The 17,576-nt window shown below is 54.3% G+C and carries 10 protein-coding genes; 8 read left to right on the top strand and 2 right to left on the bottom strand.

The window, feature by feature from the left end; translation table 11 throughout:
* Positions 1–461: 461 nt before the first annotated feature.
* Both NTZ04_03560 and NTZ04_03555 read right to left on the bottom strand, forming a co-directional pair.
* Positions 462–1,061 (bottom strand): hypothetical protein, encoded by a 600-nt coding sequence (locus NTZ04_03560; GenBank protein ID MCX5991393.1) that lies wholly within the window; start codon positions 1,059–1,061, stop codon positions 462–464.
* Positions 1,058–2,410 (bottom strand): HD domain-containing protein, encoded by a 1,353-nt coding sequence (locus NTZ04_03555; protein ID MCX5991392.1) that lies wholly within the window; start codon positions 2,408–2,410, stop codon positions 1,058–1,060. Before NTZ04_03555 ends, NTZ04_03560 begins: the two co-directional genes overlap by 4 nt.
* Before the next feature lie 420 nt (positions 2,411–2,830).
* Between NTZ04_03555 and NTZ04_03550 the strand changes: the two genes are divergently transcribed.
* The 8 genes from NTZ04_03550 to NTZ04_03515 all read left to right on the top strand — a co-directional run bounded on the left by NTZ04_03550 (position 2,831) and on the right by NTZ04_03515 (position 17,488).
* A complete protein-coding gene (locus NTZ04_03550; GenBank protein MCX5991391.1) occupies positions 2,831–5,926 on the top strand; it encodes a DUF499 domain-containing protein in 3,096 nt (1,031 codons plus the stop codon).
* Complete coding sequence (locus NTZ04_03545; protein ID MCX5991390.1) at positions 5,926–6,669, top strand: DUF3780 domain-containing protein; 744 nt, start codon at positions 5,926–5,928, stop codon at positions 6,667–6,669. Before NTZ04_03550 ends, NTZ04_03545 begins: the two co-directional genes overlap by 1 nt.
* A 14-nt stretch (positions 6,670–6,683) precedes the next feature.
* Positions 6,684–9,674, top strand: a complete 2,991-nt coding sequence (locus NTZ04_03540; protein ID MCX5991389.1) for a DUF1156 domain-containing protein — start codon at positions 6,684–6,686, stop codon at positions 9,672–9,674.
* Positions 9,675–9,681: 7 nt separating this feature from the next.
* A complete protein-coding gene (locus tag NTZ04_03535; GenBank protein MCX5991388.1) occupies positions 9,682–12,447 on the top strand; it encodes a phospholipase D-like domain-containing protein in 2,766 nt (921 codons plus the stop codon).
* A gap of 352 nt (positions 12,448–12,799) precedes the next feature.
* Entirely contained in the window at positions 12,800–14,716 is a 1,917-nt protein-coding gene (locus tag NTZ04_03530) for a DUF262 domain-containing protein (GenBank protein ID MCX5991387.1), read from the top strand.
* Positions 14,706–15,584, top strand: coding sequence for a hypothetical protein (locus NTZ04_03525; protein ID MCX5991386.1), 879 nt, complete (start codon positions 14,706–14,708; stop codon positions 15,582–15,584). Before NTZ04_03530 ends, NTZ04_03525 begins: the two co-directional genes overlap by 11 nt.
* An 887-nt stretch (positions 15,585–16,471) precedes the next feature.
* Positions 16,472–17,092: a nucleotidyltransferase domain-containing protein gene (locus NTZ04_03520; GenBank protein MCX5991385.1), complete on the top strand. Its 621-nt coding sequence runs from the start codon at positions 16,472–16,474 to the stop codon at positions 17,090–17,092.
* Between the two features lie 72 nt (positions 17,093–17,164).
* Complete coding sequence (locus tag NTZ04_03515) at positions 17,165–17,488, top strand: hypothetical protein (protein ID MCX5991384.1); 324 nt, start codon at positions 17,165–17,167, stop codon at positions 17,486–17,488.
* Positions 17,489–17,576 lie beyond the last annotated feature (88 nt).

The raw sequence follows: 17,576 nt of genomic DNA, 5'->3' as shown, positions 1-17,576 counted from the left end.
TGTGTGCCGTGTCATTCCGGTTGGCCGCTGGTGTCATTGCGGGTTAGCCGCCGGTGTCATTGCGAGCGCAGCGAAGCAATCTCAGTGGGGGATGTAGAACGTTATGCTTCTGAATCCACGTATTTCGGCTTACCCAGTAATCTCTTCTAGGATCAAATCTGTCTCCTTCTGGTCAACACCCAGCCTGCGGAAGCCTGTTTCATCCAAAGACTGGCATTACCCAATGACCCTGTCGCTGCTCCGAAAGGAGCATCTCTTGAGAGACAGCGCGTGACGATGTGGAATATGGCATGCCAATATACAAGGACTTCCTAATGGATGCACTTGGTGGGGTGGTCTTGTCAACTCATAGAAGCCCGAGGATGGACTTCAATGTCCTGCGTGTAGGCGCAACCGACCCCTAACACAGGTCATCACTAGTTCAAGATCAACACAATTTCAACTGGAGGCTTACTTGCAACTCAAGCCGTGGTTGCTGTATTCGCTGCAGCAGGATGCTCGAATTCCATGACTAAGTCCATCCCCTTGAGAAAAACCACTGCTCCATCAGCATCTCCCTTTTCTATTCTCCAATCTAAGGCTTTGGCCTCTTCCAGAACCTGCGAGGCTGTCATAGGTTTCTTCTCGATCTTCAATATACGGTGCATCTTTGCTGCAATAGACAGGCTCTTGTAGTCATCCACAACGCCTAGATTCTTCATGCGATCAAGGATTCCCTTGATCGCTTCGGCTTCGGTCTCATTCCGTCTTTCGGCAATCTCTGCTATGCTCTTTCCAGTGTCTGTAAGCCTGTATGTAAACCTTCTGGGCTCGAAAGTCACTCCAAAACTCAGCGGTTGGAGGTACTCAATGCTTTCCTCCAGAATACCAGCAGAATTCAGACGGGCAATTGACTCAGCAACGTCGGAGGAATAGGGACCATAGTAGTGAGACGCAAATTCCACGCCCAGATTAAGCTTTGCGTTAAGGAAGTAGAGGGTCTTTTGTAGGAGGGTCCGACCAGCAATCATCTTGTTGTCGCTGAAATGCAGCGTCAGTATGACGAGATCGTCCAATCTCATTTGACCACCTCCATCACTTGTTCAGCCATTGTATCATATCTTTGGTTGATGAACGCATCCCTGTCCCCCTTGCTTCCGAGCCAATCCAGAGGCAAGTAGACGTAGAGAACCTCGACTTTGGGATCTATGCTAGGGTTCCGAAAGATAGTGGATATGTCTGGGAAAGCCTTTCTCTGTCCAGACTTCGTCTTTACCATTATCGTGCCTTGATCAATGCTGGTCTGAGGTGATTTGAAGGTTGGATTAGAGATGGTCTGTTTGTCCACTATGACCAGGTTTGGATCCAGCCTGCTATCTGTTGCAGAATAGAGTTCCACTGCCCGTTGTGCTATCTGGTGCAATTGTGCATCAGACAAGCGCAATATGTTGTCCATCTGAACTGCGTCTGGAAAGTTGTCTCTGCTTATCTCGAGTGAAAACACTTGTTTCAGAAGTTTGCGCTCCTTTATGCGCTGAAACAGCTCTCTCGACCCTTCCTTGCCTTTCTGTAGGACTGTGTCCATGAGAGTATTATCATTGTTCGAGATATAGTACTGCAGGTAAGCATCAGAATCCTCCACAGTGAAAAGCCTTTGGACTTCACCAACTCCTTCCTCTAAGGCAAACCTAATGCCACTAACCAGCATTGCATCAGTTATGCGCCTAATCCTATGCTGATAGACCTGCACATTCATGTGGTACTTTGCAAGTAGGAGCTGTTCAACTGCATGGACACCCTCCTCATGAAAACCTAGTTGTTCTTCTTCACTACTGATCCTTATCCTGGTGAGGCTATGAATCACCTTATCGAGATCAAAGGCTCCGTACTGAACCCCGGCGAAGTAGCTATCCCTCCGAAGATAGTCAAGTTTGTCGACATCCAACGGACCCGAGATGATGCCTTGCTGCAAAGACCTTCTAGGTTGTTTCTTGAGAAGCTCGCATATCCCGGATGTAACACCGCTTTCGAGTGTCACTCCTGCCAAGCTGCCAAGCCTCTCAATAAGCATCATACTGATCAATTCGTGTACGCCATCTGCATGATATTTGGCCATGATGTCACTTGCATATCCCTCCATAACTTGTTCAGAGACATGAGAGAACGGCCCATGCCCAACATCATGCAGCAGTCCAGCGAGTCGCAGAACAGGCCTTTCCGCTTCTAGCCCCAGCCTCTTCGCTACCATCCCAGCCAAATGCATGGTGCCAATACTATGTTCAAACCTCGAGTGATGTGCACCAGGATAGACAGCGCTAGCCAATGCAAGCTGCTTTATGTTTCGCAACCTCTGAAGTACGATGCTGTTTATTATCTTCTCTTCATCTGTCCCATACTCCACCAAACCGTACAGAGGATCTCTCACTTCCATATTCTACTAGCTGCCTCCGATCTTCCCTGAAGATTACGGCGCTGTTTACGATCTTCTCTTCAATGCAATCGTCTTAGTGCTGGCCAATTCTACATGCATACTACATCATTGCCAAGTTCAAGAGAAGAGCTGCCGTTTCGGAGCGCTGGAACGTTGAACAATAGTCCAGATTGTGATCCAACAATTCGCTGTTTCGTTACCTGCAAACTCCCTTCATCTGCGTCCTGGAGAGCACGCTCCAAAAAGGGTATCCCTTGCACAATAGCAAGGGTAGTCGTAGAATTCGCATTGTCAGAAGGCCTTGTTTTCGCTATGTTGCCGCTTTCGCCAGGATTTCGTGATCAGGCATACAATTGACAATCGGCCCGCGGTCGCCCAGCCAGAGCAATCTGATGGGACCGGGGCAGGAGGGATGTGCAAATGAAATCGATCAAGACCCTATGCACACCACGCGAGAGCGTCTTCGACGCGGCTCGTCGCGACACCGTTCTCAACCTGATGCATCTGGCCGAAGACAAGATCGACACTAGGGCCTTCCTCGAAGAGAACTATGTCACGGACGGGATGCGAACTCTGCTTATGGAGGCCCTCCGGCGACTTGAGGGTCGTTCGGAGCAGGCAGTATTCAAACTCACCCAGGCGATGGGTGGGGGCAAGACACATAACCTCATCACTCTTGGCCTGTTGGCGAAGCATCCGGAACTCCGTGCAGCTGTTCTGCCCGGACTGCCAAGCGCGAAGGCGCTGCCACCCGTGCGAGTCATTGCCTTCTCAGGCCGCGAAACCGACGTTCCACACGGTATCTGGGGAGAGATAGCGCGTCAGATAGGTAGACATGCCGACTTCAAGGACTACTATTCGCCGCTGAAGGCTCCGGGCCGCTCAGCCTGGATAAACCTGCTCAAAGGCAAGCCTACCCTGATACTCCTCGACGAACTGCCACCTTACCTCGATAACGCCAAGTCAATCGCCGTCGGCAACTCAGATCTTTCGCACGTCACGGCCACAGCACTGACCAACCTTTTCGAAGCAGTCGCAGAGAAAGAGCTAGCCAACGTGTGCATCGTGCTGACTGACCTTGTCGGCACTTATGCCGAAGCTAGTGCCCAGATCGCCGACCTGCTGAAGCAGCTTCAGAGCGAGGCCCAAAGGCACTCGATGAACCTGACGCCGGTTCAAATCAACACAGATGAGTTCTATCACATCCTGCGGAAGCGCCTGTTCAAGGACCTGCCACCAAACGAGGAGGTGACAGAGGTCGCCCAAGCATATGCCAAGGCCATCCGCGAGGCGCGACAGATGGACATTACGGCCCAGTCGCCAGAGAAGTTTGCGCAGTTCATCCAAGACAGTTACCCGTTCCACCCTTCGATCAAAGACCTGTATGCACGCTTTCGTGAAAATCCCGGATTCCAGCAGACCCGTGCACTGATCCGCCTGATGCGCATCATCACCTCGCGACTGTGGCAATCGGGGGAAGCGGAGAAGGTGTATCTCATTGGCGTGCACAACATAGACTTGAACGACCCCGAGACCCTGTCGGAAATCCGCCAGATCAACCCCACACTGGACAACGCCGTGGCCCACGATATTGCATCTCAGGGGAAAGCAGTCGCCGAAGTCATGGATCAGAACCTGGGCACGAATGACACGCAGGACGCATGTCGGCTCATCTTCATGTCTTCGCTGGCCAATGTCCCGAATGCTGTTGTCGGCCTAACCATCCCGGAAGTGGTGGGCTACCTCTGCGCGCCCGGTAGGAATCTGGCCCGTCTCAAGAGCGATATTCTCGAGAAGCTTGCCACTGCAGCCTGGTACCTCCACTCCAATCGTGACGGCAGGCTGTTCTTCAAGAACGTCCAGAACCTCGTCGCGAAGCTGGAGTCGCTGTCCACTGCATATGTCCGAGAACAGGCATTGAAAGAACTCAGAGAGCGCCTCAAGACCCTTTTCAAACCGCCGATGGGCTGGTGCTATCAGGAAGTACTGGTGCTGCCGTCCATCGACGAGATTCAAGTGTTCCAGGATCGCATCTCTCTCGTCATCTCCGAGCCCTACGTTGGCCAGGGTCTGAACCCCCAACTCGTCCAATTCTACGGGCAGACTCCCTTCAAGAATCGTATCGCCGTCTTGACGGGTTCGCGCAATACCTTCGACACACTAATCGACAGCGCCAAGCGGCTCAAGGCTATCCAACATATTCTCGACGAAATGGAGGCGGACAAGACTCCTCAGACGGACCCTCAGTTCAAGCAGGCAGATGAACTCCGGGATCGCATTCTGGGCCAGTTCCTCTCAGCGGTCAAAGAGACATTCTCGACTCTGTACTACCCCTTCCGTCAAAATGATACGGATGTCTTCCTTTCTGCTGACTTCCTGATGAAGTACGAGGGGAACAAGTACAACGGCGAGGACCAGGTCATCCAGGTCTTGAAGGACAAGCAGAAGTACACCGAAGACGTTACGAGCGATACATTCCGCAAGAAGATTGAAGCGCGTCTGTTTACGACACCCGTTATGTTGTGGAGCGAAGTCAAGCGACGTGCTGCCATGAACCCTCAGTGGCAGTGGCACCGTCGCGAGGCGCTCGATGCTATCAAGGATGATCTTGTATACCGTGAGGTCTGGCGCGAGGATCCGGCGGGCTACGTTGACCGGAACCCACCACCACCCAAGACCACTTCGGTGCAGATACAGGAGCGCTCACGCCATGAAGATACTGGAGAGGTGGAGTTGAAGGTTACGCCTGTGCACGGCGACACTGTGTACGCCGAAGTCGGCGCTGATGCGACGGAAGCCTCCCAGAAGGTCGAGCAGGGTCTTTATCGAACGAGCGAAATGGAGGTCTCGTTTCTGGCCGTGGATTCTACGCGAACGCATGCTTCTGGCCCGGATCACAAGTGGCGCAACCGCCTGACTTTGAAATACAAGACCTACGCGGGCAAGAGAGGGAACAAGATTGTTGAGCTCCGAGCTGCCCCCAACAAGGACGGGCGCACCGAGATCAAGTACACCACGGATGGCTCAGACCCCAAGGTTTCCGGTGGTACTTACGAGGAGCCTTTCGAGGTCCATCGTGGCACGCGGTTCGTCCTGGCGGTAGCGATGCACGGCGACGTCGTCTCGGAAGTGTTGACTGCCGAGATACTTTGGGACAGACCCGACACGGACAAGCAAATTGACCCCGATAGACCCCTGACGTGGACCAGGCGTCATGAGTTTAACACCACGCTCGAGTCGTATGGTTTCCTGGAGAGACTGAAGGCTCATCCCATGTCCATGAGTGGAATCAAGGTCAGCGTGACGGGCAACCGTTGGGCTGAGCTCACTCTGCATGAGAAGATCCAACTTGGTGCGGATGCCCTGCGGGAGGCCGCCGATGCCGTCCGCAAGCTCACCAACGAAGGTCAACTCGGTATCGAGGTATCGGCCCTCCACTTTGAGCGCGGGCAGGGGTTCCTCGACTGGATCAATGAGAACAAGACCGACTATCAGGCTTCAGAGGTGAGGCAATAGTGGCTGAACGTAACCAGAAACCTAGTCCGGACGTGCTTGTCGACACTTTCGGCTTTGACCCCAACCAGTCAGTTTCCCATTTCCTGGTTCACATTCCTGCTGGCACGACGCAACCCATCACAATCAGTGAACATCTGTCGTGGGATCCCGATCGCATCGCCGATTCGGTTCACTACGGTGAGCGTCTTGATGGCCAGGTGAAAAGCCAACTTGATCGGCCGAAATGGAACGCAGTCGCCGACTTGGTGCGCGCGGAGTTCAACTTGCGCCTCAAGAGAGAGGGCAAACGTCCGGGGCGCTGGAAAGCTGGTTACAATACGGTTAGCCGCATGCTGGGTAAAGAACTGACCCTCCTCACCTGGGCTCTTGAAGATGCTGACCCTGCCCTCATACCTACGGCGGTCGCCAACTGGCGGGGACTGACACCCGAGGAGCGCTGGTGGCTATACACCATGACGGCGGCGGCTACCGGCAGCTACGCCGATGGCCGAGGGCGAGGTTGGCGCAAGGCAGTGCGATTTGCCCTGACTGAGAACCCGGTCTCTGACCGTCCTCCCGATCAGCCGATTGTGCCAGAGTTCTTCCGCTTAGTGAGCCAGTCAATGAGCGAATCCGACCAGCTTACAGCTCAAGAGGGCACAGCCCATAGCTCAACAGGGAGTGCCAGGAAGTCACGGAAAACGCGGCGAGCAAAAGCGGCGAATCAGCTGGGCTTTGGGTCAGATTCGAGCCGCTCTCAATAGACTCGGGATGAACCATGAATAGAGACATGCCGACCACAGTCACAGAAACGGCACAACACACGGCATCGCTCCAGCGTTCCGAGCTATGCCTAATTGAGACTCAGTTTCCCGTCTCGAAGCTCTCGAAGGAGAGTTATGCTGAGCGGACCGCAAAACAGAGCCAGACTTTGACCGGCCTGGGGAAGTGGTGGGGGCGTAAACCCCTTGTGCTCTGCCGAGCCACAATCCTGGGTCTGCTCTTGCCCGCAACTACTGACGCAGCCCGAGACCGAGAAGTCTTCCTACGACTGATGACTATGGATGAAGACGGAATGCTCGGCCGCAAGTCAAAGAACATACCGGCGGCCAAGTTGTTTCGATGTCTTGGGCCCACAGATCAAAGCCGCTACTTCGACCTTGGCTCTACGGATACGGAACCCAAACTCAAGAAAGGCATTACAAGCCACGAGAAGGATGAGCTGCAGCATCGAGTTTTCCTCGGCCTATCGTACGACGAACAGCAGGAATACTGCGTCCGCCCGGAGCAAGTTGATGGACCATCTGCCGAATCGTGGCGGATTATCAATGCCCATCTTGGTACCCATGCCGCCTCGCTTGCTGACTTAGTTGCCGAGCTTGGCCAGAACCGCTTTGGCCATGTCCCTCGGGTGGGCGACTGCTTTTGTGGTGGCGGGTCGGTTCCCTTTGAGGCGGCCCGCATTGGCTGTGAGGCCTATGGCAGCGACTTGAACCCGGTGGCGGCACTGCTTACGTGGGCCGCGTTGAAGATCGTGGGGGGTGTGCCAAAGGTAGCAGAAGGAGTCCAGAGAATCCAGCGAACTGTTTTCGAACAAGTTGATCGCCAAGTGACCGCATGGGGCATTGAACACAGCGAGCCTGATCCCAAAACGGGCCGACGCTGGCGGGCCGATGCCTACTTGTATTGTGTCGAGGTCACGTGTCCCGAGTGCAACTGGCGCATACCGCTTGCATCCTCCTGGGTTATTGGAAGGGGCAGCAGAACGATTGCACGCCTTGTGCCAAATGACAAGCGTTGCTGCTATGATTTCGAGATAGTCCAAGGCGTCTTGGATGAGGCGCTGGAAGCCGCACACCGAGCAGGTACAGCCAAGGAATCAGAACTGATTTGCCCGCAGTGCAAAGCTCACCCCACCCCGATTCGCGCGATACGGGGAGATGGACGCGGAACCTTCAGCGAGAGTAGAAGCTTGCTCAGAGGCTGGGAGAATGGCGATATCGTTCCACGCGATGGTGATGTTTTCGGCGAGCGCCTATACTGCATCCGCTGGGTTGACACCTGGACCGACGTGGGAGGGAAGGAGCACAGCGCGCGGTACTATCGCTCACCGACAGCTAAGGACCTTGCGCGTGAGCAGCGTGTATTGGATCTCCTGATGGAGCATTTTACGGACTGGCAGCAGAAGGGCTTCATCCCAAGTCGCCGGATCGAGCCGGGCGTGAAGACAGACGAGCCCATTCGGACGCGTGGCTGGACACACTGGCACCACCTCTTCACACCGAGGCAACTTCTCGTCAACGGCTTGCTTGCCGCTGCTGCGGCCGATGCCGGAGCTTCTCCGGCGGAAGAAGCAGCTCTTGTCTTGGCAATAGGCCGGTGCAGTGACTGGAACTCACGGCTTTGCCGTTGGCACTCCAATGCAGCAAATGAGAAGACTGAACAGACTTTCAGCAACCAAGCTTTGAACACTCTATCCAACTTTGGGGTCAGGCCTTTGCCAGCCCTCCAAACAACTTGGATGGCCCTAATCAACCGGGCGCAAGTGGTGGGCAGCGGCAAAGTGCTGGCACTTGACGCTCGTCAGTGCGGCTACGTATCTGATCTGTGGATCACCGATCCCCCGTACGGTGATGCCATTCAATATGATGAACTCTCCGAATACTTCCTTGCTTGGTACGAGACTCACCTTGTCAAACTCTTTCCAGAATGGTATGCAGATTCTAAACGAGCTCTGGCGGTGAAGGGCAGTGACGACAGCTTTCGCAAGGCGATGGTCGACTGCTACCGCAACATGGCTCAGCACATGCCTGACAACGGCCTGCAGGTTGTTATGTTCACCCATCAGGACGCTGGCGTGTGGGCTGATCTGGCTCTCATCCTGTGGGCCGCAGGACTGCGCGTAACCGCAGCTTGGTGCATCGCCACCGAGACATCCTCACCTCTTAAGGAAGGCAACTATGTGCAAGGCACTGTGCTGCTGATCCTCCGCAAGCAGAGCCCGCAGGGGGCATCTTTCCTTGACGAAGTGTACCCTGAGGTCGAAACAGAGGTCCGACACCAGCTCGACTCGATGCTCGCCATGGACGACGAGAGAGACCCCAGCTTTGCCGACACAGACTACCAGCTTGCCGCCTATGCTGCTGCCCTACGCGTGCTCACCTCCAAGAATATCGAAGAGATAGATGTCAACTACGAGCTTACCCGCACTCGCGCCCGCGGAGAAGTATCGCCAGTAGAAGATGTCATCCGCAAGGCTGTGGCCATCGCCTGCGACCACTTGGTGCCACGTGGCATTGATAGGCATTTGTGGAAATCTTTGGCCGCTGTTGAGCGGCTTTACCTCAAGGGTTTGGAGATGGAGAGCCACGGTGAGTATCGAAATGGGGTATATCAAGAACTCGCCCGCGGCTTCGGCGTCAGGGAGTACAAACCGCTTCTGGCCAGCACGAAGGCCAACCAGACTCGCCTCAAAACCGCCAGCGAATTCGGCCGTAAGGATCTTGGTGGAGATGGCTTCGGCGACACATTAGTGCGCCACGCATTGTTCGGAGTCTTCATGACCACAGAAATGGACAGCACACGCGAAGCCATCACATGGTTCACCACGGAGATCAAAGACTACGCCAGCAACCGAGCCCGCCTGATCGACATACTGGAGTTTCTCGCAGCGCTGCGCCATCACACTTCGTTGGTTCACTGGCACAAGGATGCCGAGGCGGCGGCGTTGCTAGCTGGTGCGTTACGGAACCGGCAGGACAACGTATGAGGAGACCATGAACGACCCTGTTGCCCACAGCCAAATTCGGCGTTTTTCCTCCAGGCGGCAACGACTGGACCGGTCATTCTTCACAGACCGCCTGCATGGTGCGCAAGCTTATGACCGCATCGCCGGATACTTCTCCGGATCTATCCTTGAGGTGGCTGGCGAAGCCATTGAGAGCGTGACCGGACTTGTACGCATCGTGTGCAACTCGGGGCTGCGACCTCAAGACGTTGCCACAGCTCGAGCCGCCGCTGCAGCCGTTCGACAGGAGTGGTGTAGCTCGCGTCCCGAGACGCTGGTCGAATCTGGGGGAGAGGCAACTCGTAACCGCTTTTCGCGTCTTCACGAGTTCCTGCGCAGCGGGAAGCTACAAGTGAGAGTGCTCCCGGATGAGTACTTCGGGCTCGTTCACGGCAAGGCCGGGGTAATCATGCTTGCTGATGGGAGTCGCACTGCCTTCTTGGGCAGCGTCAATGAATCACGGTCAGCATGGACACTGAATTACGAACTTCTGTGGGAAGACTCATCGCCGGAGGCTGTGGCCTGGGTCCAAGAAGAGTTTGATGCCCTATGGACTCACCATGCCGCGGTGCCGCTTGCGGAATTTGTCATCGAAGATGTCGCTCGCCTCAGCAAACGCTCTGTCATAAGTTCGGTGGAGGACTGGGCGAGGCCCTCAGGCACGTTGCCAGTGGCTCCAACACCTGCATCGGTCTTTATCGAGGCATCGGTCTATCGTCAGCAGGCGGGTCTCTGGGAGCACCAGAAGTTCTTCGTGAAGCTGGCGTTCGATGCACATCTCAATAGCCCCGGAGGAGCGCGATTTGTTCTCGCCGACCAGGTCGGCCTTGGCAAGACCATTCAGCTCGCCATGGCGGCTGAGCTGATGGCCCTATGCAGCACCAAACCAATCCTGGTGCTCGCACCGAAAGCGCTTGTCTGGCAGTGGCGGGATGAGCTCAACGACCTGCTTGACATGCCCTCCGCCGTATGGACAGGGAAGCAATGGGTGGATGAGCGCGGTGTCGAGTACCCTTCTGTTGGTCCCCAGGCAATACGCAATTGTCCGCGGCGCGTTGGCATTGTTCCTACTTCAAGGGCCGTCTTTCAGTGCGAGGATTCTGAGCACCTCAAACACCTTGACTATGAATGCATCATCGTTGACGAGGCACACAACGCCCGCCGTCGAAACTTGGGCGAAGGTCGTGACGGGGAGAAACCTGATCCGAACAACTTGCTTCAATTCCTCTATGAACTGTCAAAGCACACCAAGAGCATGCTCCTGGCGACTGCGACACCCGTTCAGATCCGCCCTGTGGAGGCTTGGGATCTCCTTGACATCCTGAGCCGTGGTAGCGAGGCTGTCCTTGGTGGCGCATGGAGTGAGTGGCACCATGCCGAAAGAGCCCTGCCGCTGGTACTGGGCACGGCGAGACAGCTGGAGGATGAACTGGACATGTGGCAATGGGTCCGCACACCATTACCCCCATCCTCCGAGCATCGAGATTTCGAGATCCTGCGTCGGTCGCTGGGAATGACCGACATGGAAGTGTCTGCCGGCGGCAGCGATTGGGACCGTCTTAATCCTCCCGACAAGGCCCGTGTGCACGCCATGTTCCCTCGTTTTGTTGACCAGCATAATCCGTTCATCCGCCATATCGTACGGCGGAGCCGCAAGTATCTTGAGGAGACAATCGACCCTGAAACCGGCGAGCCGTACCTAAAACCGATCCGTGTCGAACTTCTAGGGGATCGCGACGAGGATGCCATCCGCTTACCCCTCTTCCTCAGAGATGCATACCAACTGGCTGAGGAGTTCTGTCGGCAGCTTGGTGCCCGCATGAAGGGCTCAGGTTTTCTTCGCACGCTCCTCCTGCGCCGGGTGGGCAGCAGTATCGCGGCAGGCAAAGCCACAGCCGAGACCATGCTGGCGTCGTGGCGAGACCTCGGCTCGTTCACCTTGGATTCGGACGCGGAGAGCGAGGATGAGAATCCTGCCGCATCCCTGAGCACGTTAAAGACTCTGACCGATGAGGAGCGGGTATTGCTCGAAAGATTCGTCAAGGCGCTTGAAGCCAATCAGGAGCGAGACCCCAAGTACTCCGTAGTCCTTGATTGCCTCCGGGGGCGAAGCTGGCTCGATAAGGGGTGCATCGTCTTCAGCCAGTACTATGATTCAGTGCAGTGGCTGGCCAAAGAACTCGTCCTTGACTTCCCCGACGAGCCAATCGCTATTTACGCAGGCAGCGGTAAATCCGGCATGTGGAAGGACGGCTCATTCACGCCGGTCGACCGGGAGGAGATTAAGGCTGGCGTGCGTAATGGGCAGATCCGCCTCCTGCTCGGGACTGACGCCGCATCTGAGGGGCTGAACCTTCAGAGACTCGGCACGCTCATCAACCTGGACCTTCCATGGAATCCCACGCGTCTCGAACAACGCAAAGGTAGGATACAGCGTATCGGGCAGCTCAACGATATTGTATACGTCTACAACATGCGCTACTTGGGATCTGTCGAGGATCGCGTTCACCAATTATTGTCCATTAGGCTTCAGAGTATATTTAGCCTGTTTGGGCAGATTCCTGACGTACTTGAAGATGTCTGGATTGACGTTGCTATCGGTGAGGAGGAGCAAGCCAAGCGCATCATTGATGCCGTTCCTGAGAAGCACCCGTTCGAGATCCGTTATCAGAAAATCGAGCGCACAGACTGGGAGTCCTGTGCCCAGGTCTTGAGCGGAGCTGCGAAGAGGGAAGCATTGATGCGGCCATGGTAGCGAGTGAATTCAAGAACGCGATCCGGGCCTACAGAGCGGTACTGGCAGAATTGTTCTTAGGAAGAGTAATATACATCCATATGTCACGTAGACAACCCATAAGGGACCAGGCAAGGAGGTGTCTGTATGGTAACTGCAACAAACTGCCCCATATGTAGTCGACCTGTCTCGACCAAGCCCATTCGGTCGTGGAAGTACGGGAGCTCTGATGTTAAGCGCTATGAGTGCGAAAGCTGCAAGTCGAAGTTCAACGTCTATCAAGGTGCAAAGGGAACGTACACGATTCCGAAGCGCAAGTAGACGGGCTCAGCCGACGCTGTTCTCTGCATAGTATTTTCTTGGTGTATGACTCATGAAGACAGATAAGATCACCGTATTCGATCTATTTGAAAGGCAGCGGCGCTACCTGGTGCCGATTTTTCAGCGTGGGTATGTTTGGACACAAGACCAGCAATGGCAACCGCTTTGGGGTGACATAGCGGAACAGGCCAGGTTGGTGCAGGTTCATAAGGGAGCTTCAAGGAACACAATTCGCAAGCATTTCCTTGGTGCCATTGTTCTGAGCCAGGTGCCCACCGTGATCAGGCAAATGCCTGCTTCTGAAATCATAGATGGGCAACAGCGATTGCTCACCCTACAAGTCTTCCTGGCTGCCTTTAGAGATGCAGTGGTCGAGTCGGGCGATGACTACCTCAAGATGCAGCTCGGCCGCCTAACTGGTAATCCCGGCCCATTCTACAACGCCGATGAGCAATTCAAGGTGTGGCCCACGAATGCCTATCAAGAAGATGTCAAGAATGTGATGAAGGCAGGATCCGCCGAAGCACTTGCAGCCAAATATCCGCAGAAGCTCCATCGGAAGAAGCTAGTTCCCCCGCGCCCGGCCTTGGTCGAAGCCTATTTCTACTTCCACGATGTCATCAAGAGATTCCTAAGTGGCATTGATGAGGAGGAGGCGCTACCGAGCCAAACGTCTAGCCAAGAGTCGATGAGAGAACTCGCTAACTTACTCTTTGAAGCGGTAATGCGTTATGTGCAAATCGTCGAGATACAACTTGACGTGGAGGACGATCCACAGGTGATATTCGAGACCCTCAACTATAGAGGTGTCCCACTCGAACCCTCCGACTTGATCAGGAACTTCATCTTCCTGTATGCCAGTAGGCAGAACAAGGATGTGAATGCCCTATACAACCAATGGTGGAAGGATTATGACGAAGCGGGTGGGTCGACAGGCAAGTTCTGGAAGGAAAAGGAAAGGCAAGGGAGGTTGTTCCGCAGTCGGCTGGACTTGTTCTTCTTTCACTATCTCACGTATCGTGCAGGTCACGAGATCAAGATGGGACATCTTTACCAGGAATTCAAAGAGTGGTGGGACGGTGAGTTGACCGAGCGCTCCCTAGAACTGGAGCTGGAAACAGCCAAGCGGTCGAGCTCAGTATTCCGCTCACTTCTGGAGGCAGATGACACCAGTCGGCTAGGAATACTGGCCCAGAGACTTCGGGCACTGGACACGACAACCGTCTACCCGTTCATGCTCTGGCTGTGTGAAGACCGAGACCAGATAGCAGCAGAGGAGTTTGCCCGCATACTGGCTGACATTGAGTCCTACATTGTTCGAAGGGCCATATGCAGGCTGACGCCCAAGAATTACAACCGCATTTTTCTTGGTCTTCTTACCAAGCTGAGCAGAGAAGGAATGCCGAGTCATGTGTCTGTGCGTCGCGAATTGCTTTCATTGGAGGGGGATAGCTCTGTTTGGCCAGGCAACGAGGCGTTCCTAAAGAGCCTTATGTACGAACCGTTGTACGATTCCCTCGGCCCCAAGAGGATGCGCATGGTTCTCACTGCCCTCGAATTGGCCAACCGGACCCCAAGTCAGGAATCGCAGCTTTCACCTGTGCCGATCAACAACAATCTGACGATTGAGCACATAATGCCCCAGAAGTTCAAGCCAGAAGAATGGCCCTACCCAGAACATCAGGCGGCTGAAAAAAAGGAGATGGAATCGAGGCGTTGGTCTTCCATTCACAGCCTCGGCAACCTGACACTGCTGACCCAACCGCTCAATTCTGAAGTCAGCAACGGCCCCTTCAGGGCAAAGCGCGCGGAAATCACAAAACAGAGCCTGCTGATCCTCAACTCCTATTTTCAGCAGTTTTCCGATGACGATGTGTGGAACGAGACTACGATCAGGACGCGTAGCGAGAGACTGGCCGACTTGGCGGTTAGGTTGTGGGCATATCCGGAACGAACTAATGGGCAATGACGATCTACGCACTATCCGCGAGTCCCTGGATCAGCAACTAAACAACATTGGGGCTCTGATCCATGGTCTCGTCTACCAACAGGCAGCAGAACACCTTTCAACGGCGGAGGAGACGTTCCAACGCCTCCAGGAAGCAGCCAATCCCAGTAATGAGATACATCGGACAATAGTTGAGAACCGGCGCTGTAGGATCGAGACTCTGGCGCGAGAAATCGAGGATGGATTGCAGCGCCGCGAAGTTGGCAAGAAAGAGGATGGCAATATTGCCTTCAAGTGCAACTGGAATGATAAGGGATACAAGGGCATATGCAGTGACAAAGCATACGTCCACAATTTAAGATTCGGAGGACCGTACTGCCTACTCAGCAGATGCAGAGATTTTGTTGGTCAGGACCTAGCTCTACGGAGTCCATGCTATGAGTCGACAGCGTTGATTGATTTCTACTTCGCAGCGGGATGGGACTCCGATGAACATGGCACGATGATCCGCCCCAGAAAGATCAGGGGCGCGAGAGTAGGCAAGATAGCCCTTCTCACCACCGAGCCTCCAGACCGCAGAGACCGCTTTGTGGTGGGCGCTTTCGCAATCACCAAGCTTGTTGAAGACCCTGGCAGAGAAACCAAGATCTTTGGAGACAAGAGCAGTGCACTGGACGATATGCTAGGATACGAGATCGATTTCTGGAAATATCACACGAATCCACATAATCCAGGCTCGACAGCTTGGGCAACGGGCCTGTTCCGCTACGTTTCAAACGTTGCAGCGCTGGGCATTCTCGAAGAATATGTCGCCAAGAAGCGTGCGGCTGGTGAAGACCCCAACAAGGGAGAACGAATCATTGCCGCTCTGCGTGCGTCCCTGCCCTAGTTGCGAGGCACTCGAGTCAGCCACATTCTGCCAAGATTCATTCTGTCCATCGGCGAGAACTTCCTGTGTTGCACCATGACCCGGGCTGACGCTAACGTCACATACCTCCGCACCATCTCCAGGCTTGAGTGCCCGAGTATCTGCTGCAAAGAGAGCACGTCACCACCATTCAGAAGGCAGTTGGTGGCTGAGATGTGGAACTTAATAGAGGCGGTAACAAAAGTCCAGATTGTTGCATCACACAGAAGCTTGAAATGTATGATCCATCTGGATGAGGTCCGACTAGACACATACGGGATAGAGCCCCGCTGCAAATATTGAAGATGTGATTTCGACTCTTCCCCGTCTCCACCAGGAAAGCGGCAAAGCCTCTGGGCTTGCTCTGTTATCTGGAGGCATATCGTTGGGACAATGCCCGAGCCTTCAGGGGGAAAGCGAAAGCGGCCTTGAAGGTCAGTTCTGGAGTTCTATATATTGAACCGCGTGGCTCACTATCGCGGACCGGACTCAGTTTTAGCCTATTCACATGGTGCGAAATCCGAGTTTGCTCATCATCCTGCGTCGGTTAGCTGAAGGATGTCCTTTTCCAGCGGAAGCTATGTCTGCCCCCTCCCCATGCCTCTCAGTATCGCTGCCTGATCTTACCTCTTCTTTGCCAAAATGATAGCCTGAGGCAGTCCCAGGGCGTTTGCCTGCCTCAACCGGGCTTTCAGGCTCCTATCATCCATGGCCAGGATGGCCCCGATACCAGCCTGGCGGAGCCTTCATTGCTGATGTGGTAGGCCTGGGGAAGTCCTACATCGGCGCGGCTGAAAAAAGCAGGGGGTGTCTAATACTTGACCTTGTTACCCAAAATGGGTAAGATAATACCCTGAATGGGTAAGAATATGACTGATAGTTCATTATGCAGCGGCCTTTTCGGCAAAACCCGGCAGGCAGTCCTGGCATTTCTTTACGGCCAAACAGATAGCTCCTTCTATACGAAACAAATACTGGATGCCGTTAAAACTGGTCGCGGAACGGTACAGCGGGAGCTGAAAAACCTGACGGACACCGGCATCATCAGCCGCGAGGTGCAGGGAAGGCAAGTTTATTACCGGGCAAACAAGAGTTGTCCCATTTACGCAGAGCTTAAGAGTATTGTAACCAAGACGTTCGGAGTGGCGGACGTGCTACGGCAAAGTTTAGGACCGGCGGCGCGAAAGATACAGGTTGCCTTTATCTTCGGTTCCATCGCCAGCGGAGCGGAACAAAGAACAAGTGATATAGATATGATGGTAATAGGCAAGACAACCTTTTCGGAAATCGTCTCACTCATCAGTCCGTCTCAAAAGACGCTGGGAAGAGAGGTAAATCCGGTTGTCTACCCTACCTCCGAATTCAAGCAGAAAATGCGGGAGAACCATCACTTCCTGAAGATAGTACTCGAGGGTGATAAGATTTTTCTCATAGGTGATGAAGGTGAGCTTGCAAGACTGGTTGAAAAACGGGCGGTTAAGAACACATAAAACAGGTAGTCGCGAGATCGTCCGACTCTGGCGGTAGCTGATCGCGATCTGGCGGATGCCCAGATACACGACTTGAGCGCAGACAGGAGGTTTGCTACCGCGTATAACGCTGCCCTCCAGTCTGCTACGGCGGCTCTGGCTGCCAGCGGCTACAGGGCACCACAAGAAGGTCACCATTACTGGACTATCCAGTCCCTGGCCTTCACCATGCATCTCGATGGTGCAACAATTGAGAAACTGGATAAGCTTCGCAAGAAACGCAATATCAGTGATTATGAGATGATCGGTATGGTTTCTGAACAAGAAGTAGGGGAGATGCTAGGTCTGGCCAAGACCCTCCGTCAGTCTGTGGAAAGATGGCTGCGTCAGAATCACCCGGAGCTTCTGAAGGAGTGACCAGTGCCCACTCATGATATCATCGACGGCAGCAGCACGCTGCGTCGGTTGGCTGAAGGATGGCCTTCCCCAGCGGAAGCTGTGTCTG

The sequence above is a fragment of the Chloroflexota bacterium genome, from assembly GCA_026389585.1.
Lineage (GTDB): Bacteria > Chloroflexota > Dehalococcoidia > UBA2247 > RBG-13-53-26 > JAPLHP01.
The sequence above is the reverse complement of the archived record's forward strand: the minus strand, read 5'-3'. Positions and strand labels throughout refer to the sequence as shown.

Bases quoted from the DNA above. Each gene is read 5' to 3' on its own strand.
- NTZ04_03520 (MCX5991385.1), top strand. From the start codon at position 16,472: ATGACTGATAGTTCATTATGCAGCGGCCTTTTCGGCAAAACCCGGCAG.
- NTZ04_03530 (MCX5991387.1), top strand. From the start codon at position 12,800: ATGAAGACAGATAAGATCACCGTATTCGATCTATTTGAAAGGCAGCGG.
- NTZ04_03555 (MCX5991392.1), bottom strand. From the start codon at position 2,410: ATGGAAGTGAGAGATCCTCTGTACGGTTTGGTGGAGTATGGGACAGAT.
- NTZ04_03535 (MCX5991388.1), top strand. From the start codon at position 9,682: ATGAACGACCCTGTTGCCCACAGCCAAATTCGGCGTTTTTCCTCCAGG.
- NTZ04_03525 (MCX5991386.1), top strand. From the start codon at position 14,706: ATGGGCAATGACGATCTACGCACTATCCGCGAGTCCCTGGATCAGCAA.
- NTZ04_03550 (MCX5991391.1), top strand. From the start codon at position 2,831: ATGAAATCGATCAAGACCCTATGCACACCACGCGAGAGCGTCTTCGAC.
- NTZ04_03540 (MCX5991389.1), top strand. From the start codon at position 6,684: ATGAATAGAGACATGCCGACCACAGTCACAGAAACGGCACAACACACG.
- NTZ04_03560 (MCX5991393.1), bottom strand. From the start codon at position 1,061: ATGAGATTGGACGATCTCGTCATACTGACGCTGCATTTCAGCGACAAC.